This is a genomic window from Lysobacter sp. MMG2, assembly GCF_016735495.2.
GTDB lineage: Bacteria > Pseudomonadota > Gammaproteobacteria > Xanthomonadales > Xanthomonadaceae > Lysobacter_J.
The window spans coordinates 361,757-378,652 of sequence record NZ_JAERQY020000003.1; the positions used below are offsets into that span (position 1 = coordinate 361,757).

A 16,896-nucleotide genomic window follows, 5' to 3' on the forward strand; every position below is an offset into this window, starting at 1 on the left:
TCCGGACGCTGGTTGACCCAGCAGTCGGGAGGGATGGATCAGGATTCAACGGCGACGACTGCGCCTTGTTCCACGTGGAACATATGAATCGGCGTATCCATCGAAAGCCCCGGTGGGCGCTCGGTGCCGGTGATGAACACCTGCGCGCCGCTGGCCTGGAGGCGAGCCAGGACCCTACCTTGATGGTGGCGATCCAGTTCGGATGCAAGGTCGTCCAGCGCCACCACCGGCCATTCGCCCTGCACCGCATCGTGGTGCTCCGCCTGCGCCAGCAAGGCGGCCAGGGCGGTCAGCTTCGATTGCCCGCGCGACAGGGCCTCCCGGCCGGGAAGGGCACCGAACACGACCCGCCAATCCGCACGGTGCGGGCCGACACTGGTGAAGCCCGAGGCCACGTCGCGGTCGCGTGCCAGCAGGAGCGCGTCGGCTAACGACATCTCGTCCCGACGCCAGCCCGGGATGTACTCCATCCGGCTCAGGCCCAACGCCGGGGCCAGCTCGGCGAGCAAGGCTTCGAACCGGGGCTGGAGGAGATCGAGGTAGCGCTCGCGGAAGCGGCCCAGCGGCTCGCCGGCTTCTGCCAGCTCATGATCCCAGGCATCAAGCTGTGCATCGCGGGCCCGCGCCTTCAGGAGCGCGTTGCGCTGCTTGAGTGCACGGTTGTAGCGCCGCCAGATCAACAGGAAGTCATGTTCCACGTGGAACAGTCCCCAATCGAGGTACCTCCGGCGGAATTCACCACCGCCGGTGATAAGCGCATGGCTCCCGGGCTCAAAGGTCACCACTGCCAAGGCCGCACAGAGGTCGCCCAGCTGGCCGACGCTGGCTCCGTCTAGCCGGCCGGTCCATTCCTGCCCGGTATGTCGAAGGCCCGCGCGGCGCGTCCGTGCGCCTGAAGGCGTTGAAGACAGCGCTCCCAGACGTTCCTGCCATTCGACAAAGACCTCCAGGCCCGGTTCGCCCGCCCGGATCAAGCCATCCCGCACGCGCCCCCGGAAACTGCGGCCGTAGGCCATCAGATGCAGGGCTTCGAGCACGGACGTCTTGCCCGCGCCGTTGTCGCCGGTGATGAGGTTCAGGCCAGGGGCGGGATCGAGGCGGACTTCCTGGAAACGGCGCAGTTGGCGCAGCTCGAGTCGGGTGACGTGCATTGGGCCCAGTTTAGCGGAGCGACAAAACAAAACGCCCGGCACAAGGCCGGGCGTCGATGTTCCACGTGAAACGTCGCGTCAGAGGCGTAGCGGCATCACGACATGGCGGCAGCGATCGTTAGCGGCTTCCCGCACCAGGGCCGAGGAGTTGGCGTCGCGCAGGGCGATGACCACGTGCTCGTCCTTCAGCGCGCTCAGCGCGTCGAGGAGGTAGTTCACGTTGAAGCCCACCGCCAGGTCGTCGACTCGGGTGTCGGCTTCGACTTCTTCCTGCGCCTCTTCCTGCTCCGGGTTATGGGCGCTGATCTTCAGCTGGCCCGGCGAGACTTCCAGCCTCACGCCGCGGTACTTCTCGTTCGACAGGATCGCAGCGCGCTGCAGCGACGCACGCAGCACTTCGCGGTCGATGCGGATCTCGCGGTCGGCGCCGATCGGAATCACCGCTTCGTAATCCGGGAAACGGCCATCGATGAGCTTGCTCGTGAAGGTGACATCGTCCCGCTTCACGCGCAGATGGCCACGGCCCATCTCCAGTTCCACCTCGCGCTCGCCGCCTTCCAGCAGACGCTGCAGTTCCTGCACACCCTTGCGCGGCACGATCAGCTGGCGCTTGGTCTGGCCGCCGTTTTCCAGGGGCGACTCGCACAGCGCCAGGCGATGGCCGTCGGTGGCCACGCAGCGCAGGGAGGACTCGCGCAGGTCGAACAACAACCCGTTGAGGTAGTAGCGCACGTCCTGTTGCGCCATCGCAAACGCGGTGCGCTCGATCAGTTCCTTCAGTGCCGCTTCCGGCACGCGGACGCGCTCGTTGGCCTCGACCTCGTCGATCGACGGGAAATCATTGGCCGGCAGGCTCGACAGCGTGAAGCGCGAACGTCCCGCTTGGACGGTGATCTTTTCCGCCGACTGCGAGACGGTGACCTTGCTGCCGTCGGGCAGGGCACGAACGATCTCGAACAGCTTGCGTGCCGGGATCGTGGTCTCGCCGTCTTGCGCGTCGTCCACCAGTACGCGAGAGACCATCTCCACTTCCAGGTCGGTACCGGTCAGCGAGAGCTGTCCGTCCTTCACCTGTACCAGCAGATTGGCCAGCACCGGCAGGGTCTGGCGGCGCTCGACGACGTTGACGACTTGAGCGAGCGGCTTGAGAAAGACTTCGCGTTGAAGGGAAAAACGCATGCGGACCCCGTCCCCGTGCCATTACTAAGTATGTGGAATAAATCAAAAGCATGGTGGTGATGGTGTCGCCGAAAATCCGGGAAAACCACCCCAAGCTATTGATTACCAAGATTTTTATTGCTGTTGAAACTTCGGTAGAACTGGCCCTGCAACCAGCGGACAAACTGTGGACAACTCTAGCGCACCGGCGCGATGTCGAAACTGTCCACAACTTGTGCCCGCACCATACACGGCTTGCCCCGCGCGAACGGGGATAAGTATGTATCGGCGGCCGCCGCTTTGCGCTGCGACCGCTTCGACCTCACTCGCTGAGCTTGCGGATCAGCTTGTCCCAGTCTTCGCGCAACTTGCCGTCGGTCTCCATCAGCGTGCGGATCTGACGGCAGGCATGCAGCACCGTGGTGTGGTCGCGGCCGGCGAAGGCGTCGCCGATCTCCGGCAGGCTGTGTTCGGTCAGTTCCTTGGCCAGCGCCATCGCCATCTGGCGCGGGCGCGCCAGCGAGCGCGTGCGGCGCTTGGACAGCAGATCCTTCATCTGCAGGCCGTAGTAGTCCGCCACGGTCTTCTGGATGTTGGGAATGCCGATGGCCTGCTGCTGTGCGCGCAGCAGGTCGCGCAGGGTTTCCTGGGCGAACTCCACCGTGATCGCGCGGCCGGTGAAATTGGCGCGCGCGGCAAGCGTGTTGAGCGCACCTTCCAGATCGCGCACGTTGCTGCGCATCTTCTTGGCGATCAGGAACGCGACTTCCTCGGGAATGTGCGCGCCGCGCTCCTGAGCCTTGGACAGCACGATCTGCGCGCGCGTCTCGAAGTCCGGCGGCTCGATCGCCACGCTCAGGCCCCAGGCCAGGCGCGACTTCAGGCGCGGCTCCAGGCCTTCGACTTCGCGCGGGTAACGGTCGCAGGTGAGGATGATCTGCTGCTTGCCGTCGAACAGCGCGTTGAAGGTGTGGAAAAACTCCTCCTGCGTGCGGTCCTTGCCGGCGAAGAACTGGATGTCGTCGATCAGCAGCGCGTCGACCTGCTGGAACTGGCGCTTGAACGCGTCCATGGTCTTGTCCTGCAGCGCCTTCATCATCGCGCTGAAGAACTGCTCGCTGCGCAGATAGAGCACGCGCATCTTCGGGTTCGCCGCGCGCATGGCGTTGCCGGCGGCGAACATCAGGTGCGTCTTGCCCAGGCCCGTGCCGCCGTACAGCAGCAGCGGGTTGTGGGAGCGGTCGCCCGGCTTGAGCGAGGCCTGCCAGGCGGCGGCGCGGCCGAGCTGGTTGCTTCGGCCCTCGACGAAATTCTCGAAGGTGTAGTGGTTGTCGAGGTGGCCGTTGAACGGCTCGCTCGGCACGGCACGCGTGGTGGGCGCGACCAGTGCGGCCGGCTCCGGCGCGGGCGGCGCGGCGCGCGGGAGGGAACCGATCTCCAGGCTCACCTCGCCGCTGCCGGCGAAGTAGGCCAGCAGCTCGCGGATACGCGAGAGGTAGCGTTCGCGCACATGTTCGACGACGAAAGCGTTGGGTGCGTAGAGCACCGTCATGTCATCGCGCTGGGTCGCCTGCAGGGGCTTGAGCCAGGTGTGGACATCCTCGGCCGGGAGTTCGGCTTCAAGGCGTTCGAGGCAGCGGGGCCAGGCATCCATCGGTTCGGAAATCTTCTTCTCTTGAGCGACCGGCGACGAAGCGCCGGCAAACCACGGCGAAAAGCATCCCGCCGCGCGATGTACGAATCGCGGCGAACGGGTCGGGGGGTGGCGGCCAGACTAACACCGCGACCGGGCGCGGAACAGGACTTGTCCACAGGTCCGTTAACAGGTAGTCCACAGGCGCGGCCGGCTCCGCCGGCTGCGCCCCCAAAGTTCGCGTTGCGAACTTTGGGCCCCATGCCCGCACTCCCAGACCCCGCTCCGCGCTGCGCGCGAAGCGCCCCCTGACTCAGGGGGCTGGGTCCCTTCGTTCCGATCGAGATGCCGCGTCGGCATGTTGTTTCGTGGCGCAATCCGACGAATGGCGTTGCCCTGCGCGGTTCCCCTTGGGTCGCACGAATCCCCGGTACACTGCGCACCCGCGCCGTGCCCGCACGTTGCGGCCCGGACGCCGGGTTGACCGGATTGTCCAAAGCCCGCTAGAATCCGCGGTCCATTTACGTCGTTTACGCAGAGCCGGACCATGGCCACCAAGCGCACCTATCAGCCCAGCAACCTCAAGCGCAAGCGCGACCACGGCTTCCGTGCCCGCATGGCGACCGCCGATGGCCGCAAGATTCTTGCCCGTCGTCGCGCCAAGGGCCGCAAGCGTCTCACCGCCTGAGCGCCGCCGCTGCCGTTTCACGGCAGCAGCCCACCGGCCCCTCGCCGGTAACGCTTCATGACGTCGGCCCGCTTCCCGCGCAGCGCGCGGGTCCGCGCGCGATCCGATTTCGACCGCATCTTCCAGCACGGCCGGCGCGTTGCGCTGCCCGTGCTGGCTTTGCATTGGCAAGCCAGCGACGTGCCCGCACGCCTGGGACTGGCCGTGTCGCGCAAGGTCGATCCTCACGCCGTCGGCCGCAATCGCATCAAGCGCGTCCTACGCGATACCTTCCGTCACCTGCGCGACCAGCTCGCCGCGGGTGATTACGTCGTGGTCGCACGACCGGCCGCACGCGCCGCCAGCGGCCCGGAACTCGTGGCCGCCTTCCAGGGTCTGCTCCAGCGCAGCGGGGCCCTCACGCCCGCCGCGTTGCCCCTGTCACCCGCGCCCGGCACAATGCCGGCCGCTTCCCCTTCCGCCCCTGCGCCGCACGTTGATCGCGGCTGAGCCTGCCTGTCGCCCATGAACCAGACCCGTGTCTTCCTGATCTTCGCCTGGCTGATGGTGGCGACCCTGCTGTGGATGGAGTGGGGCAAGGAGAAGGCCGCCCCGCCGGTCCAGGCCCAGACGACGACCGCCGTCGCCGGCGGGCCCGTTCCCGCCGCGGCCGATGGCACCGGCGCGATTCCGTCCGCATCCGGCGCGCTGCCCGCGGCGACGCCCGCCGCATCCGCCACGGCGGCCGTGCCCACGGTGACGGTCACCACCGACGTGCTCAAGGTCGTCATGGACGGCGGCGAACTGCGCCAGGCCGATCTGTTGAAGTTCCCGATGACGGCCGACCGCGACAGCCCGCCGGTCCGCCTGTTCGCGGACGACGCCACCAACTTCTTCGTTGCCCGCAGCGGCTGGATCGAGCAGGGGCCTGCGGCGACGCGCTCGGTGTTCGTGCCCGAAGGCGCCGCGCGCGAGTTCACCCTCGCGCAGGGCGAGCGCAACGTCTCCGTGCCGTTCGTGTGGAACGGCCCGAACGGCGTGACCATCCGCCGCACCTTCACCTTCACCCGCGGCGATTACGTGGTGAAGATCAAGGATGAAGTCGTCAACGCCGGCACCGCGCCGTGGCAGGGATACGTCTATCGCGATCTCAGCCGCGTCCCGCGCGCGCTGGTGAAGAAGGGCCCGATGAGCGCCGAGCAGTACAGCTTCCAAGGCGCCGCGTGGTACACGACCACCGACAAGTACGACCGCCGCAAGTACGAAGACTTCGCCGGCGACGGTCCGCTCGACCAGCAGAGCACCGGCGGCTGGATCGGCATGCTCCAGCACCACTTCTTCAGCAGCTGGATCCCGCAGCCCGACCAGGCCGCGCTGTTCTCGCTGAGCCAGGCCGACGGCCGGTACACGATCTCCGCCAAGGGCCCGGCCTTCACCGTGGAGCCGGGCAAGTCGGTGGAAACCTCCGCGCGCCTGTGGGTCGGCCCGAAGCTGGTCAAGGCGATCGAAGCGCAGAACGTGCCGGGCCTGGACCGCGCGATCGACTTCAGCCGCTTCAGCGTGATGGCCACCATCGCCGGCTGGCTGTTCTGGGTGCTGGAGAAGATCTACGGTCTGGTCGGCAATTGGGGCTGGGCGATCGTCGGCCTGGTGTTCCTGATCAAGCTGGCGATGTACCCGCTGTCGGCCGCGCAGTACAAGTCGATGGCGAAGATGCGCAAGTTCCAGCCGCGCATGGCGCAGCTCAAGGAGCGCTACGGCGACGACAAGCAGAAGCTCCAGATGGCGATGATGGAGCTGTACAAGAAAGAGAAGATCAACCCGGTCGGCGGCTGCCTGCCGATCCTGCTGCAGATGCCGGTGTTCCTGGCGCTGTACTGGATGCTGTCGGAGTCGGTGGAACTGCGCCACGCGCCGTGGATCGGCTGGATCACCGACCTGACCTCGCGCGACCCGTACTTCATCCTGCCGATCATCAACGTCGCGGTGATGTGGTTCACGCAGAAGCTCAACCCGACCACCGGCATGGACCCCATGCAGGCCAAGATGATGCAGTTCATGCCGCTGGTGTTCGGCGTGATGTTCGCCTTCTTCCCGGCCGGTCTGGTGCTGTACTGGGTCACCAACGGCGCGCTGGGCCTGCTGCAGCAGTGGTGGATGATCAAGAAGTACAGCGACGCGCCGGCCAAGGCGGCCTGATCGTCCGGACTGGACAGTGAAGATGGAAGCCCGCCGCAAGGCGGGCTTCTTTTTTGCGGGCCGAAGCTGTTCTAACTTTGGTCGGCGGATCCGGGCGATAAAAGAACTGTTACTCACATCCGGAGTAACAGCATGGATCACCCGTTCGAAGGACGGCCCAACCCGCACGACTGGCTGCACGAAATGGTCTTCGAGGATGAAGAATCGATGGACCAGGCACGCCGATTCCTCACGGAGTACCCCGACCCCAATGCCGACTGATGCACACCGCGACACCATCGCAGCCATAGCCACCGCACCGGGCGCAGGCGGTGTCGGCATCGTGCGGCTGTCGGGTCCGCGTTCGCGCACCATCGCCGAAGCCGTGGCCGGCCGCGCGCTCACGCCGCGCCAGGCGCACTACGTCCGCTTCCACGATGCGCAGGGCGAGACCCTCGACGACGGCATCGCGCTGTTCTTCGCCTCGCCCGCCAGCTACACCGGCGAGGACGTGGTCGAGCTGCAGGCGCACGGCAGTCCCGCGGTGCTGCACGAGCTGGTCGCGCGTTGCGTCGCGCTCGGCGCACGCCGCGCGCGACCGGGCGAATTCAGCGAGCGCGCCTTCCTCGAAGGCCGCCTCGACCTCGCCCAGGCCGAAGCCGTCGCCGATCTCATCGCCGCCGCCGACGTGCGCGCCGCGCGTGCGGCACGCCGCGCGCTGGACGGGGAGTTCTCGCGCCGCGTGGACGCCATCGGCGAGGAACTGCTCGCGATCCGCGTGCATGTCGAAGCCGCGATCGACTTCGCCGACGAACCCATCGACACCCTCGGTGGCGCCCAGCTGCGCGCGCGCCTGGCCGACACGACGCTCGCGCTCGAGGAACTGCTCAAGGCGGCCGAACGCGGCCGCCGCCTGCGCGACGGTGTCCACGCGGTGATCGTGGGCCCGCCCAATGCCGGCAAGAGTTCGTTGCTCAACGTGCTCGCCGGCAGCGACCGCGCCATCGTCACCGACATCGCCGGCACCACGCGCGACCTGCTGCACGAGACGATCCGCATCGACGGCGTCGAGCTCACCCTGGTCGACACCGCCGGCCTGCGCGACGGCGGTGATGCGATCGAGCGCGAAGGCATGCGCCGCGCACGCGGTGAACTCCAGCGCGCCGACCTCGCCCTCGTCGTGCTCGATGCACGCGATCCGGGCGGCGGTCGCGCGGCGGTTGCCGACGCCATCGCCGACGTGCCGCTGCGCGTGTGGATCCACAACAAGGCCGATCTGCTCGACACCGTTGCGCCCGGCGAGCCCGATGCACTGCAGGTGTCCGCGCGCACGGGCGCCGGCATCGACGCGCTGCACGCGAAACTGCGCCAGCTCGCACAAGGCAATGCGGAGGAGGCGGGCGAAGGTGCCTTCACCGCACGCGCGCGCCATGTCGACGCGCTCGCCATCGCGCGCGAACACCTCGCCCAGGCCCGCGTCGAGCTGGACCGTGAAGCACTCGACCTCGCCGCCGAATCGCTGCGCCTGGCGCACGACGCGCTCGGCGAAATCACCGGCCGCGTCCACGCCGACGATCTGCTGGGCCACATCTTCTCCAGCTTCTGCATCGGGAAATGAGGCCCGCCCGGGCGCTTTGACGCGGATCAAGGCACCGGCAACCCACGCGGGCGCACAGTGCGGGCCGGTTCCCCGCGCGAGTGCGACATGCAGACCATCGACACCGACGTAACCATCATCGGCGCCGGCCCCGCGGGGCTGTGCCTGGCCCGCGCGCTTTCCGGGACCGGCCTGCGCATCACCGTGCTGGACCGCGAGCCCGAAGCCGCATTGCGCGCGCCGGCGTTCGACGGCCGCGAGATCGGCCTCACGCAGCGATCGGTGCGTTTCCTGCAACGGTTGCAGCTGTGGAATCGCTTGCCGGCCGACCAGACGCATCCGCTGCGCCAGGCCCGCGTGTTCAACGGCGCGAGCCACGACGCACTGGAGATCGGCCCTTCCGATCCCGGCGCCGACCCGCTCGGCTGGCTGGTGCCGAACCACGCGATTCGCGCGGCGGCGTTCGAGTGCGTAGCCGCCTCGCCCGATGTCGAATTGCGGGCCGGCGTCCGTGTGGCCGCCGTCGACACCGACGCCGCGACCGCCCGGGTCCGCCTCGACGACGGGCGCGTGTTCGCCTCCCGCCTGTTGGTCGCCGCCGACGGTCGTTTCTCCGAGACGCGTCGCGCCCTGGGCATCGCCACGCGCATGCACGACTTCGGCCGTTCCATGCTCGTGTGTCGGGTGACGCACGAGCGACCGCACGAAGACATCGCCTGGGAATGGTTCGATCACGGCCACACGCTCGCGCGCCTGCCGTTGGGTCGAGCCGCACCGGAAGGCCGCCGCTCGTCGATCGTGCTCACCCTGCCGGGCGCGCAGATGCGCGCTGTGCAGGCGCTGGACGACGAGGCCTTCGCCACGGAGATCGAGCGCCGGTGCGATGGCCGGCTCGGCGCCGTCTCGGAGGTCGGCACGCGTCACGTCTACCCGCTGGTCGGCGCCTGGGCGACGCGATTCGCCGCCACGCGCGTGGCGCTGGTGGGCGACGCCGCCGTCGGCATGCATCCGGTCACGGCGCACGGATTCAACCTGGGGCTGCTCGGCGTGGAACGGCTCGCGGGGCTATTGCGCAATGCGGCCGCCAGCGGCGCCGATCCCGGCGCATCCGCGCTGCTGGACCGCTACGACCGGGGCCATCGCCGGGCCACCGCGCCGTTGCATCTGGCCACGCGCGGCGTCGTCGGGCTGTTTACCGACGATCGCCCCCCGGCCCGCGCCCTGCGCGCCGGGGTGCTGCGCGCCAGCGCTTCTTTTCCGCCATTCCGGCGTCTGCTGGCGGCGTTGCTGGCCGATCGGGACCCTGCCGGAAGCCGCGTTACAGGACGCCATGACCGCACTGAACAGGGCGATGGCCGGCCACGAGCGGCCGACCGATGGTAGGCTCAAGGCGTCGTTCGCTTGACAAACATGGGCCGCTCACGCGATCTAGTGCCCGTGTGCTCGTGACGGCGCACTTCAGGGGAGCTTTGCCAATGACGTTCGTTAATCCACAAGACCGGCGTGCGCGCCGATTGTCTGTCGTATCGCAGCTGTCCGTCGCGCTTGCCCTGTGCTGCGCGCTGGCCGCCTGCCAGAAAGAAGAGCCCGCACCGGAAGGCGCGGCTGCACCGGTCGCCACGGCGGCCGCTCCCGCGGTAACCGCGGAAACCGCGGTATCGGCCAAGGTGTCGGCCCTGACCGCGGACCAGCTGCGCGAGGCCGCCCGCAAGGCCTACGCGGAGAACCGCCTGTACGCACCGGCCGAGGACAACGCGGTCGAGTACTACCTGGCGCTGCGCGACAAGGCGCCGGGGGACGCCGCGGTCTCCAGCGCACTCACCGACCTGCTGCCGATGACGGTCATCGCCATCGAACAGAGCGTCAATCGTGAGGACTTCATCGAAGCCCAGCGACTGGCCGCCCTGCTCGAGAAGGCCGATGCCCAGCATCCGGCCCTGGCCCGACTGAAGACCAGCATCGCCGCGCAGCAGGACGCGACGACCAAGCGTGCGGCCCAGCAGCAGCTGACCGCCGAGGAAGAGGCCAAGAAGAAGGTCGAACTCGAGAAGAAGCGCCTGGAAGACCAGAAGAAGCAGCAGGAAGACGCCGCCAAGCAGCTCGCCGCGCAGCAGGCCGCCAGCAAGCAGGCCGACGACAAGGCCGCCGCCGACCGCGCCGCCGAACAGCAGCGTGCCGCCGAGGCCCGCGCTGCCGAACAGCGCGCCGCCGACGCCCGTGCCGCCGCCGCCCGCCAGGCCGCCGCGACGCCGGCCACCGCGGATGCCAGCGACCTGCGTCCGCTGTCGATGCCGCCGCCGCGTTATCCGCCGGAAGCACTCCGCGCCGGCACCTCGGGGGAGGTGCAGGTCGAGTTCACCGTCGGCACCGACGGCTCGGTCACGGCCGCGCGCGTGGTGCGTTCCAACCCGGCGCGCATCTTCGACCGCGAAGCGGTCAACGCCGTGCGCAAGTGGCGCTTCCAGCCGGTGGATGCACCGGTCACCACGCGCCGTACCATCGGCTTCAACCCGCAGAGCTGATCGCCGCGCGGCGAGCGAAGGTTGGGGGACTGACGCTCACCGCGGGCGCTCCGCGAAGCACGTTGCAAGGGAAGGCCCGGCGCAAGCCGGGCCTTTTTCTTTGTGCGCATTCCGCGTTAGCGGCGAAGCCCCCTAAACGTCATCCCGGCGAAGGCCGGGACCCAGGCCCGCAACGTCCGGGCATTTCGCCATGGGCCCTGCCACCGTCATTCCAGCGCAAGCTGGAAACCATCTGCTGCCGCGTGGTGAAGCAACTTCGAACAGGAGGCTGCCGCCGTCCATGGCGCGACGCACCCGGCCCCGGACAGCCCGGCCCGGCCATCCATGGCCGGTCGTCCGGCCAAGCACGCGGCAGCGCCGCGTAAGCGCTTGGTCTCACCCGCGCAAGCGCTTGGTCTCACCCGGAGATCGCCAACCGCTCCTGGTGATAACGCCGCACCGCCGCGAACCACAGCAGCGCCGCCACGGCGAATCCCGTGCCCAGGTAAATCGCCCAGGTGCGCAGGTCGATGACCTCGCCGCGGATCACCTTCAGCAGCATCTGGTTCTGCGCGAGGAAGGGCACCATGAACTGCCACGGCTGCGTCTTCACCGGATTCACCATCAGCGCGATCGTCGGAATCATCGGCAGCAGCATCAGCCAGGTCATGTGGCTCTGCGCTTCCTTCATGCTCTTGGCCGCGGCCGACAACCACGTCAGCAGCGTGGTACCGATGAACAGCATCGGCAGCAGCACCAGCAGCATGCGGCCGATCGCGGTGAAGCTCACATCGAACATGCGGCCCACGCCCGTGCCCATCTGCGCACTGATCTTGAATGCCAGCAACGTCAGCACCAGCGAGAGCAGTCCCATCGCACACGCCGCCGCGATCTTGCCGCTGACGATGGCGCCACGCGAAGCAGGCGTGGCCAGCAACGGTTCGATGGACTGACGTTCGCGCTCGCCGGCGGTGGCGTCCATGATCAAGTGCGCGCCGCCGATGAAGGACAGCAGGATCAGCAGGTACGGCATGATCGCCGACAGCAGCAGCCCGCGCTTGGCGTCCTCGCTGGCCAGGTCGCGGCTGCCCACGCTGACGGCGCGCGTGATCGACGGATCGATGCCGCGCGCCAGCAACCGCAGCGCGCCGACCTGATCGCGGTACGCCGCCAATGCGGCGCGCACGCGCGCGCCGGGAATCTCACTGTCGCGACGCGTCGTATCGGAGACGATCTCCACCAGCGCCGGCTTGCCCGCGCGCCAGTCGTTGCCGTAGTCCGGATCGATGCGCAACGCCACGTCCACTTCCTGCCGCACGATCGCCGCGTCCACGTCCTCCGGCGCCTTCACCGCGCGGATGCCCTGCGTGGCAAGGAACGCCACCAGGTTCGGCGCGCGTTCGATGCCGACGGTGGGCACCTCCAGCACGCTGTCGAGCTGCGTGCGTGCGCGCGATTCGGCGAGCGAACTCATGCCGATCATCAGCGCCGGATACAGCAGTGGCCCGAGAAACAGCGCCAGCGCCAGCGTGCGCCGGTCGCGCGAGATGTCGCGCAGCTCCTTGCGCATCACCGCCCACATCGCGGCGAACATTCCCGAGCGGGTCGTCGTCGCACTCATGCGTGCAGGCCCTCGTCCGAGCCGATCGCCTTGACGAACGCGTCCTCCAGGTTCGACTCGCCCGTCTGCGCGCGCAGCTCATCGGCGGTGCCGGAGGCGACGACCTGGCCCTGCGCGATGATCACGATGCGATCGCACAGCGCCGCCACCTCCTGCATGATGTGACTGGAGAAGATCACGCAGCGTCCTTCCTCGCGCAGTTGTTGCAGGAACCCGCGCATCGCGCGCGTGGTCATCACGTCCAGGCCGTTGGTCGGTTCATCCAGGATCACGTTGCGCGGGTCGTGCACCAGGGCGCGCGCGATCGCGGTCTTGGTGCGCTGGCCCTGCGAGAACCCTTCGGTCTGGCGATCCAGGATGTCGTGCATCTGCAACGCATCGGCCAGCACCTGCGTGCGCTGCGCGATGGCCTGCTTCGACATGCCGTGCAGCTCGCCGAAGTAGGCGATGTTCTCGCGCGCTGTCAGGCGCTTGTACACGCCGCGCGCGTCCGGCAACACGCCGAGCGCGCGCCGCACTGCGGCCGGATCGCGCGCGGCATCCACGCCGTCCACCAGCACCTGTCCGGCATCGGGCGTCATCAGCGTGTAGAGCATGCGCAGGGTCGTGGTCTTGCCGGCGCCGTTGGGGCCGAGCAGGCCGGTGATCTCGCCGTCGCGCGCCTCGAAGTGCACGCCATCGACGGCGCGCACGGGCCCGGTGCGGGTCTTGAACGTCTTGTGCAGGTCCTGGGCGAGGATCATGCGGTCACGGCTCCCATCCGTTGAACCCGGTGAACGGCGGCACGTAGCCGATCGAATCCAGGCAGCGCGCATCGAGCGACTTCGCATCGAGCGATTCGATGAACTGGCCCACCAGCTTGGGCAGGCATCCCACCGCGCCGACGTTGTGGCCCTGGCCGCGCAGCACGAAATGGCGGCCGTTCGGCAGACCCTTCAGCACGCGCTCGCCATAGGCCGGCGGCGTGACCGGATCGATCTCGCCCGACAGCAACAGCGCCGGCACGTTGGAACGAAGCGGCGTGTCGAAATCCGCCGGACGCGTGCCGTGCGGCCACGCCTTGCAGGCAGCGAAGAACGACGGACCCGTTTCCGCGCCGAGCACGGTATCGGCATCCTTCGGGTCCGGATGGAAACGATCGGCATCTTCGGCGCAGATCACCGACCACTGCATCGCACGCGACATGCGCCCGTCCATGCTGCGCGTGGCCAGCTGCGCCAGCGCCATCAGCGGCGCGTACTCGCCGCGGTCGGCCTCGTCGATCACCACCGGCATCAACGACATCATCTGCGGCATGTACGAGAACAGATGCGTGAGCCCGACGACGGTATCGGCGGTGAGCGTATCGCGCCGCTTCTGCGCCGTGGCCGGATCGCGGAACTCCACCTGCACCGGCGCCGTTTCCAGGCGCGTCTTCAGCCCGCGCAGCTGCGTGCGCAGATCGCGCGGGTAGCGCTTGCTGCAACTGGGCAGCGACTGGCACTGCGCCGACTGCAACTCCAACGCACGCTCGAAGGTGCGCGCGAACTCGCCGCCCACCACCAGATCGTTCGGCGCGACACCGTCGAGCACCAGCGAACGCGTATGACGCGGGAAGCGCGCGGCGAACTGCTGCGCCACGCGCGTGCCGTAGGAAACGCCGACGAGGTTCACCTGCTCCACGCCCAGCGCCGCGCGCACGGCATCCAGGTCCGACACCGCCTGCGTGGTGGTGTACAGACGCGGATCGGCCTTGTCCTGCAGCGCCTGTGCGCAACGCGCGGCGTAGGCGGCGATGGCATCGGCGTCGGCTTCGTCCTGCGTGGACAGCGAAAGCTCGCGGCCGTTCGCATCGCGACACACCAGCGGGCTGAGCCTGCCCGTGCCGCGCTGGTCGATCAACACGATGTCGCGGTGCTTGCGCACTTCGCGCAGGGCCATGTCGATCTCGGCGGCATACTCCGTCGCCGCCTGCCCCGGCCCGCCGGCGAGGAAGAACACCGGATCAGGCGCGGTGCTGCCCTTGTCGCTCGCGGGCAGCCACGCGATGTTCAACGCGATCTTGCGGCCGTCGCGCTGCTGCGGATCCTCGAGCACGTCGAAGCGCGCGCATTGCGCGTCGATGCTCGATGGCGCCAGCGGGCTGGAGAGTGTGCAGGGTTCGAATGCGATGGAGCCGAAATGCCGGATCGCGGCATCGGTGGACTTCGCGGAGTCGCCCGGCGCCGTCCCGCCGCAGCCGGCGAGTAAACAGGCCGCGACGAGCGCTGCGATGCGTGAGGGATGGACGTGCATTCGTTCCTCTGCGATGGACGGCTGCCGAGCAAGCGTGACAGAGCGACGGCGCGGCGGGAACGCCTGCCGCCATCGCAGTGCCGAGCTTACGTGGTGGGCAGCGCGGGTTGCACGCTGCTGCTTCGCGCGCGCTGGATGCGCACGTCCAGCGCGTCGAGGTGCTCGGCCAGGATCCGCGCGCCGGCGATGTCATGCATTCGCGCCACCTCCAGCCGCGCGAATGCGACGCCGACGCAAGCCGCCTCGAACTCTCCCGCATCGACGGCCAGCGCGGCATCGAGCCACGCGCGTCCGGCGCCCATATGCAGCAGGCCGCCGTCGCAGTAAGGCCGCCATGCGCGCGCCGCGCCGCCATCGCCGGAGCGAATGGCATGTCCCGCAAGTGCGAGCGCGAGGTGCGGACGCAGCGCGGCCGGTGCCGTCCAGAAGCCATCCGCCAACGCGGCCGCGGCGCGATCCGCCAACGCGCGGTCGCCTGCATCGTCGGCCCATCCCAGGTGCATCAGCAACGCATTGGCGCGCAGCGGGCCAGTGTCCGGGATATCGAAGGGCACCACGTCGGCCGGCCAGTCGCGGGGCCGCACGCCGGCGAGCGAGAGCGCGGCGGCCGCGCGCAGACGCTGCGCCACCAGGGCATTCGGACGTCCGAGCATCAGGTCCAGCAGCAGGCGGCCGTCGTTCTGCCAGCCGTGGACCGTCAGGGGCATCAGGTTCACGGCGACACCGGGAACGCCGATCACGGCGATGGCCAGGAAGAACGCACGCGACGCCGAAGGGATCTCCATCGACGACACCATCGCGATCGCCGCGACCGTCACGGCCAGCGTCGTCAGCGGACCACCCAGCGTGTACAAGGCGGCATCGCGACGACGATGGCCGCGTCCACCGGCCGGCAGCAGCATCGCGAAGCCACCCACGCCGGCGATCGCGCCGCCATGGCGCCAGCGCCAGCCGGACAGGCCGCGTTCGAAACGGAACGCGCCGATGCCGAAGGCGATCGGGCGCATGCCGCACGCCATGCCGGCCAGCGCGTGACCGGATTCGTGCAGCACGATGTGCAACCAGTACGACGGCACCAGAAGGAACAGCACCGTGAGGACTTCGCCGTCCTTGAGGTAGGACGCGCCGGTGATGAGCGCCAGCGACAGGCCGGCGCTCAACAACCACAAAGCGAACTTCCACCATCGCCAGTGCCGGCGAGGAACCACGACGGGTTCGGCCCCGGGCCACGGCACCGGCCCCGATTCGCGATCCATCGCGTCGGCCGGGGCCTGGCTCATTTGCTGCTGACGTACTTCTCGCGACGCACTTGCGGCACCGGCAGGCCGTGGCCCTTCAACGCTTCGAAGCAGGCATCGACCATGTTGGGGTTGCCGCACAGGTAGGCGATGTCGTCGGTCGCGTTCGGGCCGAACTCATCCAGGAACTGCTGCACGTAGCCGCGGCGCACGTCCTCGTGCGCATGCGGCGAGCCTTTGGCCGGCAGCTCGCGCGAGAAGCACGGCACGAAGCGGAAGTGCTCCGGGTGCTTGTTGGCGAAGGCGCGGAACTCCTCGCCGTACAGCAGTTCTTCCGGGTTGCGTGCACCGAACAGCAGCACCACGCGCACGCCGCGCTCGCGGATCAGCGCTTCCAGCTGCGGCAGCATCGCGCGATACGGCGTGACGCCGGTTCCGGTGCCGATCAGCAGATAGCGCGCATTGGTGTCGCCCGGCATCAGGCAGAAGCGCCCGAACGGACCGCTTGCATCGACGCGGCCGCCGTCCTCCAGTCCCTCGAACAGCGCCGTCGCCGCGCCGCCGGGCACGTAGCTCACCGCGATCTCCACCGCCTCGCCCGGGCCCAGCGCGTGCTCGTGGATGGTCGCCAGCGAATAGCTGCGCTTGGTCGCGGCGCCGTCGGCGTACTGGAAATGCACCTGGATGAACTGGCCGGGGATGAAATCCAGTGGCTGCCCGTCGTCACGCACGAACGTGTAGTGGCCCACGCTGGGGGCCAGCATGCGGCGGGAGACGAGTTTGAGCGGGAAGTGCTGGATGGCCACGGCGGTACCAATGAAGCTGCAACAGTCTGTGGCCGGAGTGGCCACGCGCGGGCGCCTATACTACCGTCTATC

15 protein-coding genes are annotated in these 16,896 nt (G+C 68.6%); 7 read left to right on the top strand and 8 right to left on the bottom strand.

Translation table 11 applies throughout. The annotated features are described in order from the left end of the window. Nucleotides 1–38: 38 nt before the first annotated feature. The 3 genes from recF to dnaA form a co-directional block, all read right to left on the bottom strand. On the bottom strand, nt 39–1,151 hold the full coding sequence (recF, locus tag JI752_RS13555) for a DNA replication/repair protein RecF (RefSeq protein WP_216964929.1): 1,113 nt from the start codon (nt 1,149–1,151) through the stop codon (nt 39–41). Between the two features lie 78 nt (nt 1,152–1,229). Beyond that, nucleotides 1,230–2,330, bottom strand: a complete 1,101-nt coding sequence (dnaN, locus tag JI752_RS13560; protein WP_216964930.1) for a DNA polymerase III subunit beta — start codon at nt 2,328–2,330, stop codon at nt 1,230–1,232. Between the two features lie 301 nt (nt 2,331–2,631). Then, complete coding sequence (gene dnaA, locus JI752_RS13565; RefSeq protein WP_216964932.1) at nt 2,632–3,963, bottom strand: chromosomal replication initiator protein DnaA; 1,332 nt, start codon at nt 3,961–3,963, stop codon at nt 2,632–2,634. A 526-nt stretch (nt 3,964–4,489) separates the two neighbouring features. Between dnaA and rpmH the strand changes: the two genes are divergently transcribed. The 7 genes from rpmH to JI752_RS13595 all read left to right on the top strand — a co-directional run bounded on the left by rpmH (nt 4,490) and on the right by JI752_RS13595 (nt 10,906). Then, nucleotides 4,490–4,630 carry a 50S ribosomal protein L34 gene (gene rpmH, locus JI752_RS13570; protein WP_027083663.1) on the top strand — a complete coding sequence of 47 codons (141 nt, stop codon included), beginning with the start codon at nt 4,490–4,492 and terminating at the stop codon, nt 4,628–4,630. A gap of 57 nt (nt 4,631–4,687) precedes the next feature. Next, nucleotides 4,688–5,119 carry a ribonuclease P protein component gene (rnpA, locus tag JI752_RS13575; RefSeq protein WP_216964934.1) on the top strand — a complete coding sequence of 144 codons (432 nt, stop codon included), beginning with the start codon at nt 4,688–4,690 and terminating at the stop codon, nt 5,117–5,119. Nucleotides 5,120–5,134: 15 nt separating this feature from the next. After that, the gene (yidC, locus tag JI752_RS13580; RefSeq protein ID WP_216964936.1) at nt 5,135–6,808 is read left to right on the top strand and encodes a membrane protein insertase YidC; all 1,674 of its coding nucleotides are present in this window, start codon (nt 5,135–5,137) and stop codon (nt 6,806–6,808) included. 132 nt (nt 6,809–6,940) lie between these two features. Further along, complete coding sequence (locus tag JI752_RS19455; protein ID WP_256448141.1) at nt 6,941–7,069, top strand: hypothetical protein; 129 nt, start codon at nt 6,941–6,943, stop codon at nt 7,067–7,069. Continuing rightward, the gene (gene mnmE, locus JI752_RS13585) at nt 7,059–8,405 is read left to right on the top strand and encodes a tRNA uridine-5-carboxymethylaminomethyl(34) synthesis GTPase MnmE (protein ID WP_216964938.1); all 1,347 of its coding nucleotides are present in this window, start codon (nt 7,059–7,061) and stop codon (nt 8,403–8,405) included. The genes JI752_RS19455 and mnmE overlap by 11 nt, the downstream gene beginning before the upstream one ends. Before the next feature lie 87 nt (nt 8,406–8,492). After that, nucleotides 8,493–9,767, top strand: coding sequence for a 5-demethoxyubiquinol-8 5-hydroxylase UbiM (gene ubiM / locus JI752_RS13590; RefSeq protein ID WP_254200778.1), 1,275 nt, complete (start codon nt 8,493–8,495; stop codon nt 9,765–9,767). A gap of 92 nt (nt 9,768–9,859) precedes the next feature. Next, a complete protein-coding gene (locus JI752_RS13595) occupies nt 9,860–10,906 on the top strand; it encodes an energy transducer TonB (protein WP_216964941.1) in 1,047 nt (348 codons plus the stop codon). A 397-nt stretch (nt 10,907–11,303) separates the two neighbouring features. On the opposite strand, the gene JI752_RS13600 is transcribed toward JI752_RS13595, so the two are convergent. From JI752_RS13600 to JI752_RS13620, 5 genes are all read right to left on the bottom strand, one after another. Then, nucleotides 11,304–12,506: an ABC transporter permease gene (locus tag JI752_RS13600; protein ID WP_216964942.1), complete on the bottom strand. Its 1,203-nt coding sequence runs from the start codon at nt 12,504–12,506 to the stop codon at nt 11,304–11,306. Continuing rightward, the gene (locus tag JI752_RS13605) at nt 12,503–13,249 is read right to left on the bottom strand and encodes an ATP-binding cassette domain-containing protein (protein ID WP_216964944.1); all 747 of its coding nucleotides are present in this window, start codon (nt 13,247–13,249) and stop codon (nt 12,503–12,505) included. The genes JI752_RS13600 and JI752_RS13605 overlap by 4 nt, the downstream gene beginning before the upstream one ends. Nucleotides 13,250–13,253: 4 nt before the next feature. After that, nucleotides 13,254–14,780, bottom strand: a complete 1,527-nt coding sequence (locus JI752_RS13610; RefSeq protein WP_216964946.1) for an alpha/beta hydrolase — start codon at nt 14,778–14,780, stop codon at nt 13,254–13,256. Between the two features lie 86 nt (nt 14,781–14,866). Then, the gene (locus JI752_RS13615) at nt 14,867–16,060 is read right to left on the bottom strand and encodes a hypothetical protein (protein ID WP_216964948.1); all 1,194 of its coding nucleotides are present in this window, start codon (nt 16,058–16,060) and stop codon (nt 14,867–14,869) included. Further along, nucleotides 16,057–16,836, bottom strand: coding sequence for a ferredoxin--NADP reductase (locus tag JI752_RS13620; RefSeq protein ID WP_345777361.1), 780 nt, complete (start codon nt 16,834–16,836; stop codon nt 16,057–16,059). Before JI752_RS13620 ends, JI752_RS13615 begins: the two co-directional genes overlap by 4 nt. Nucleotides 16,837–16,896 lie beyond the last annotated feature (60 nt).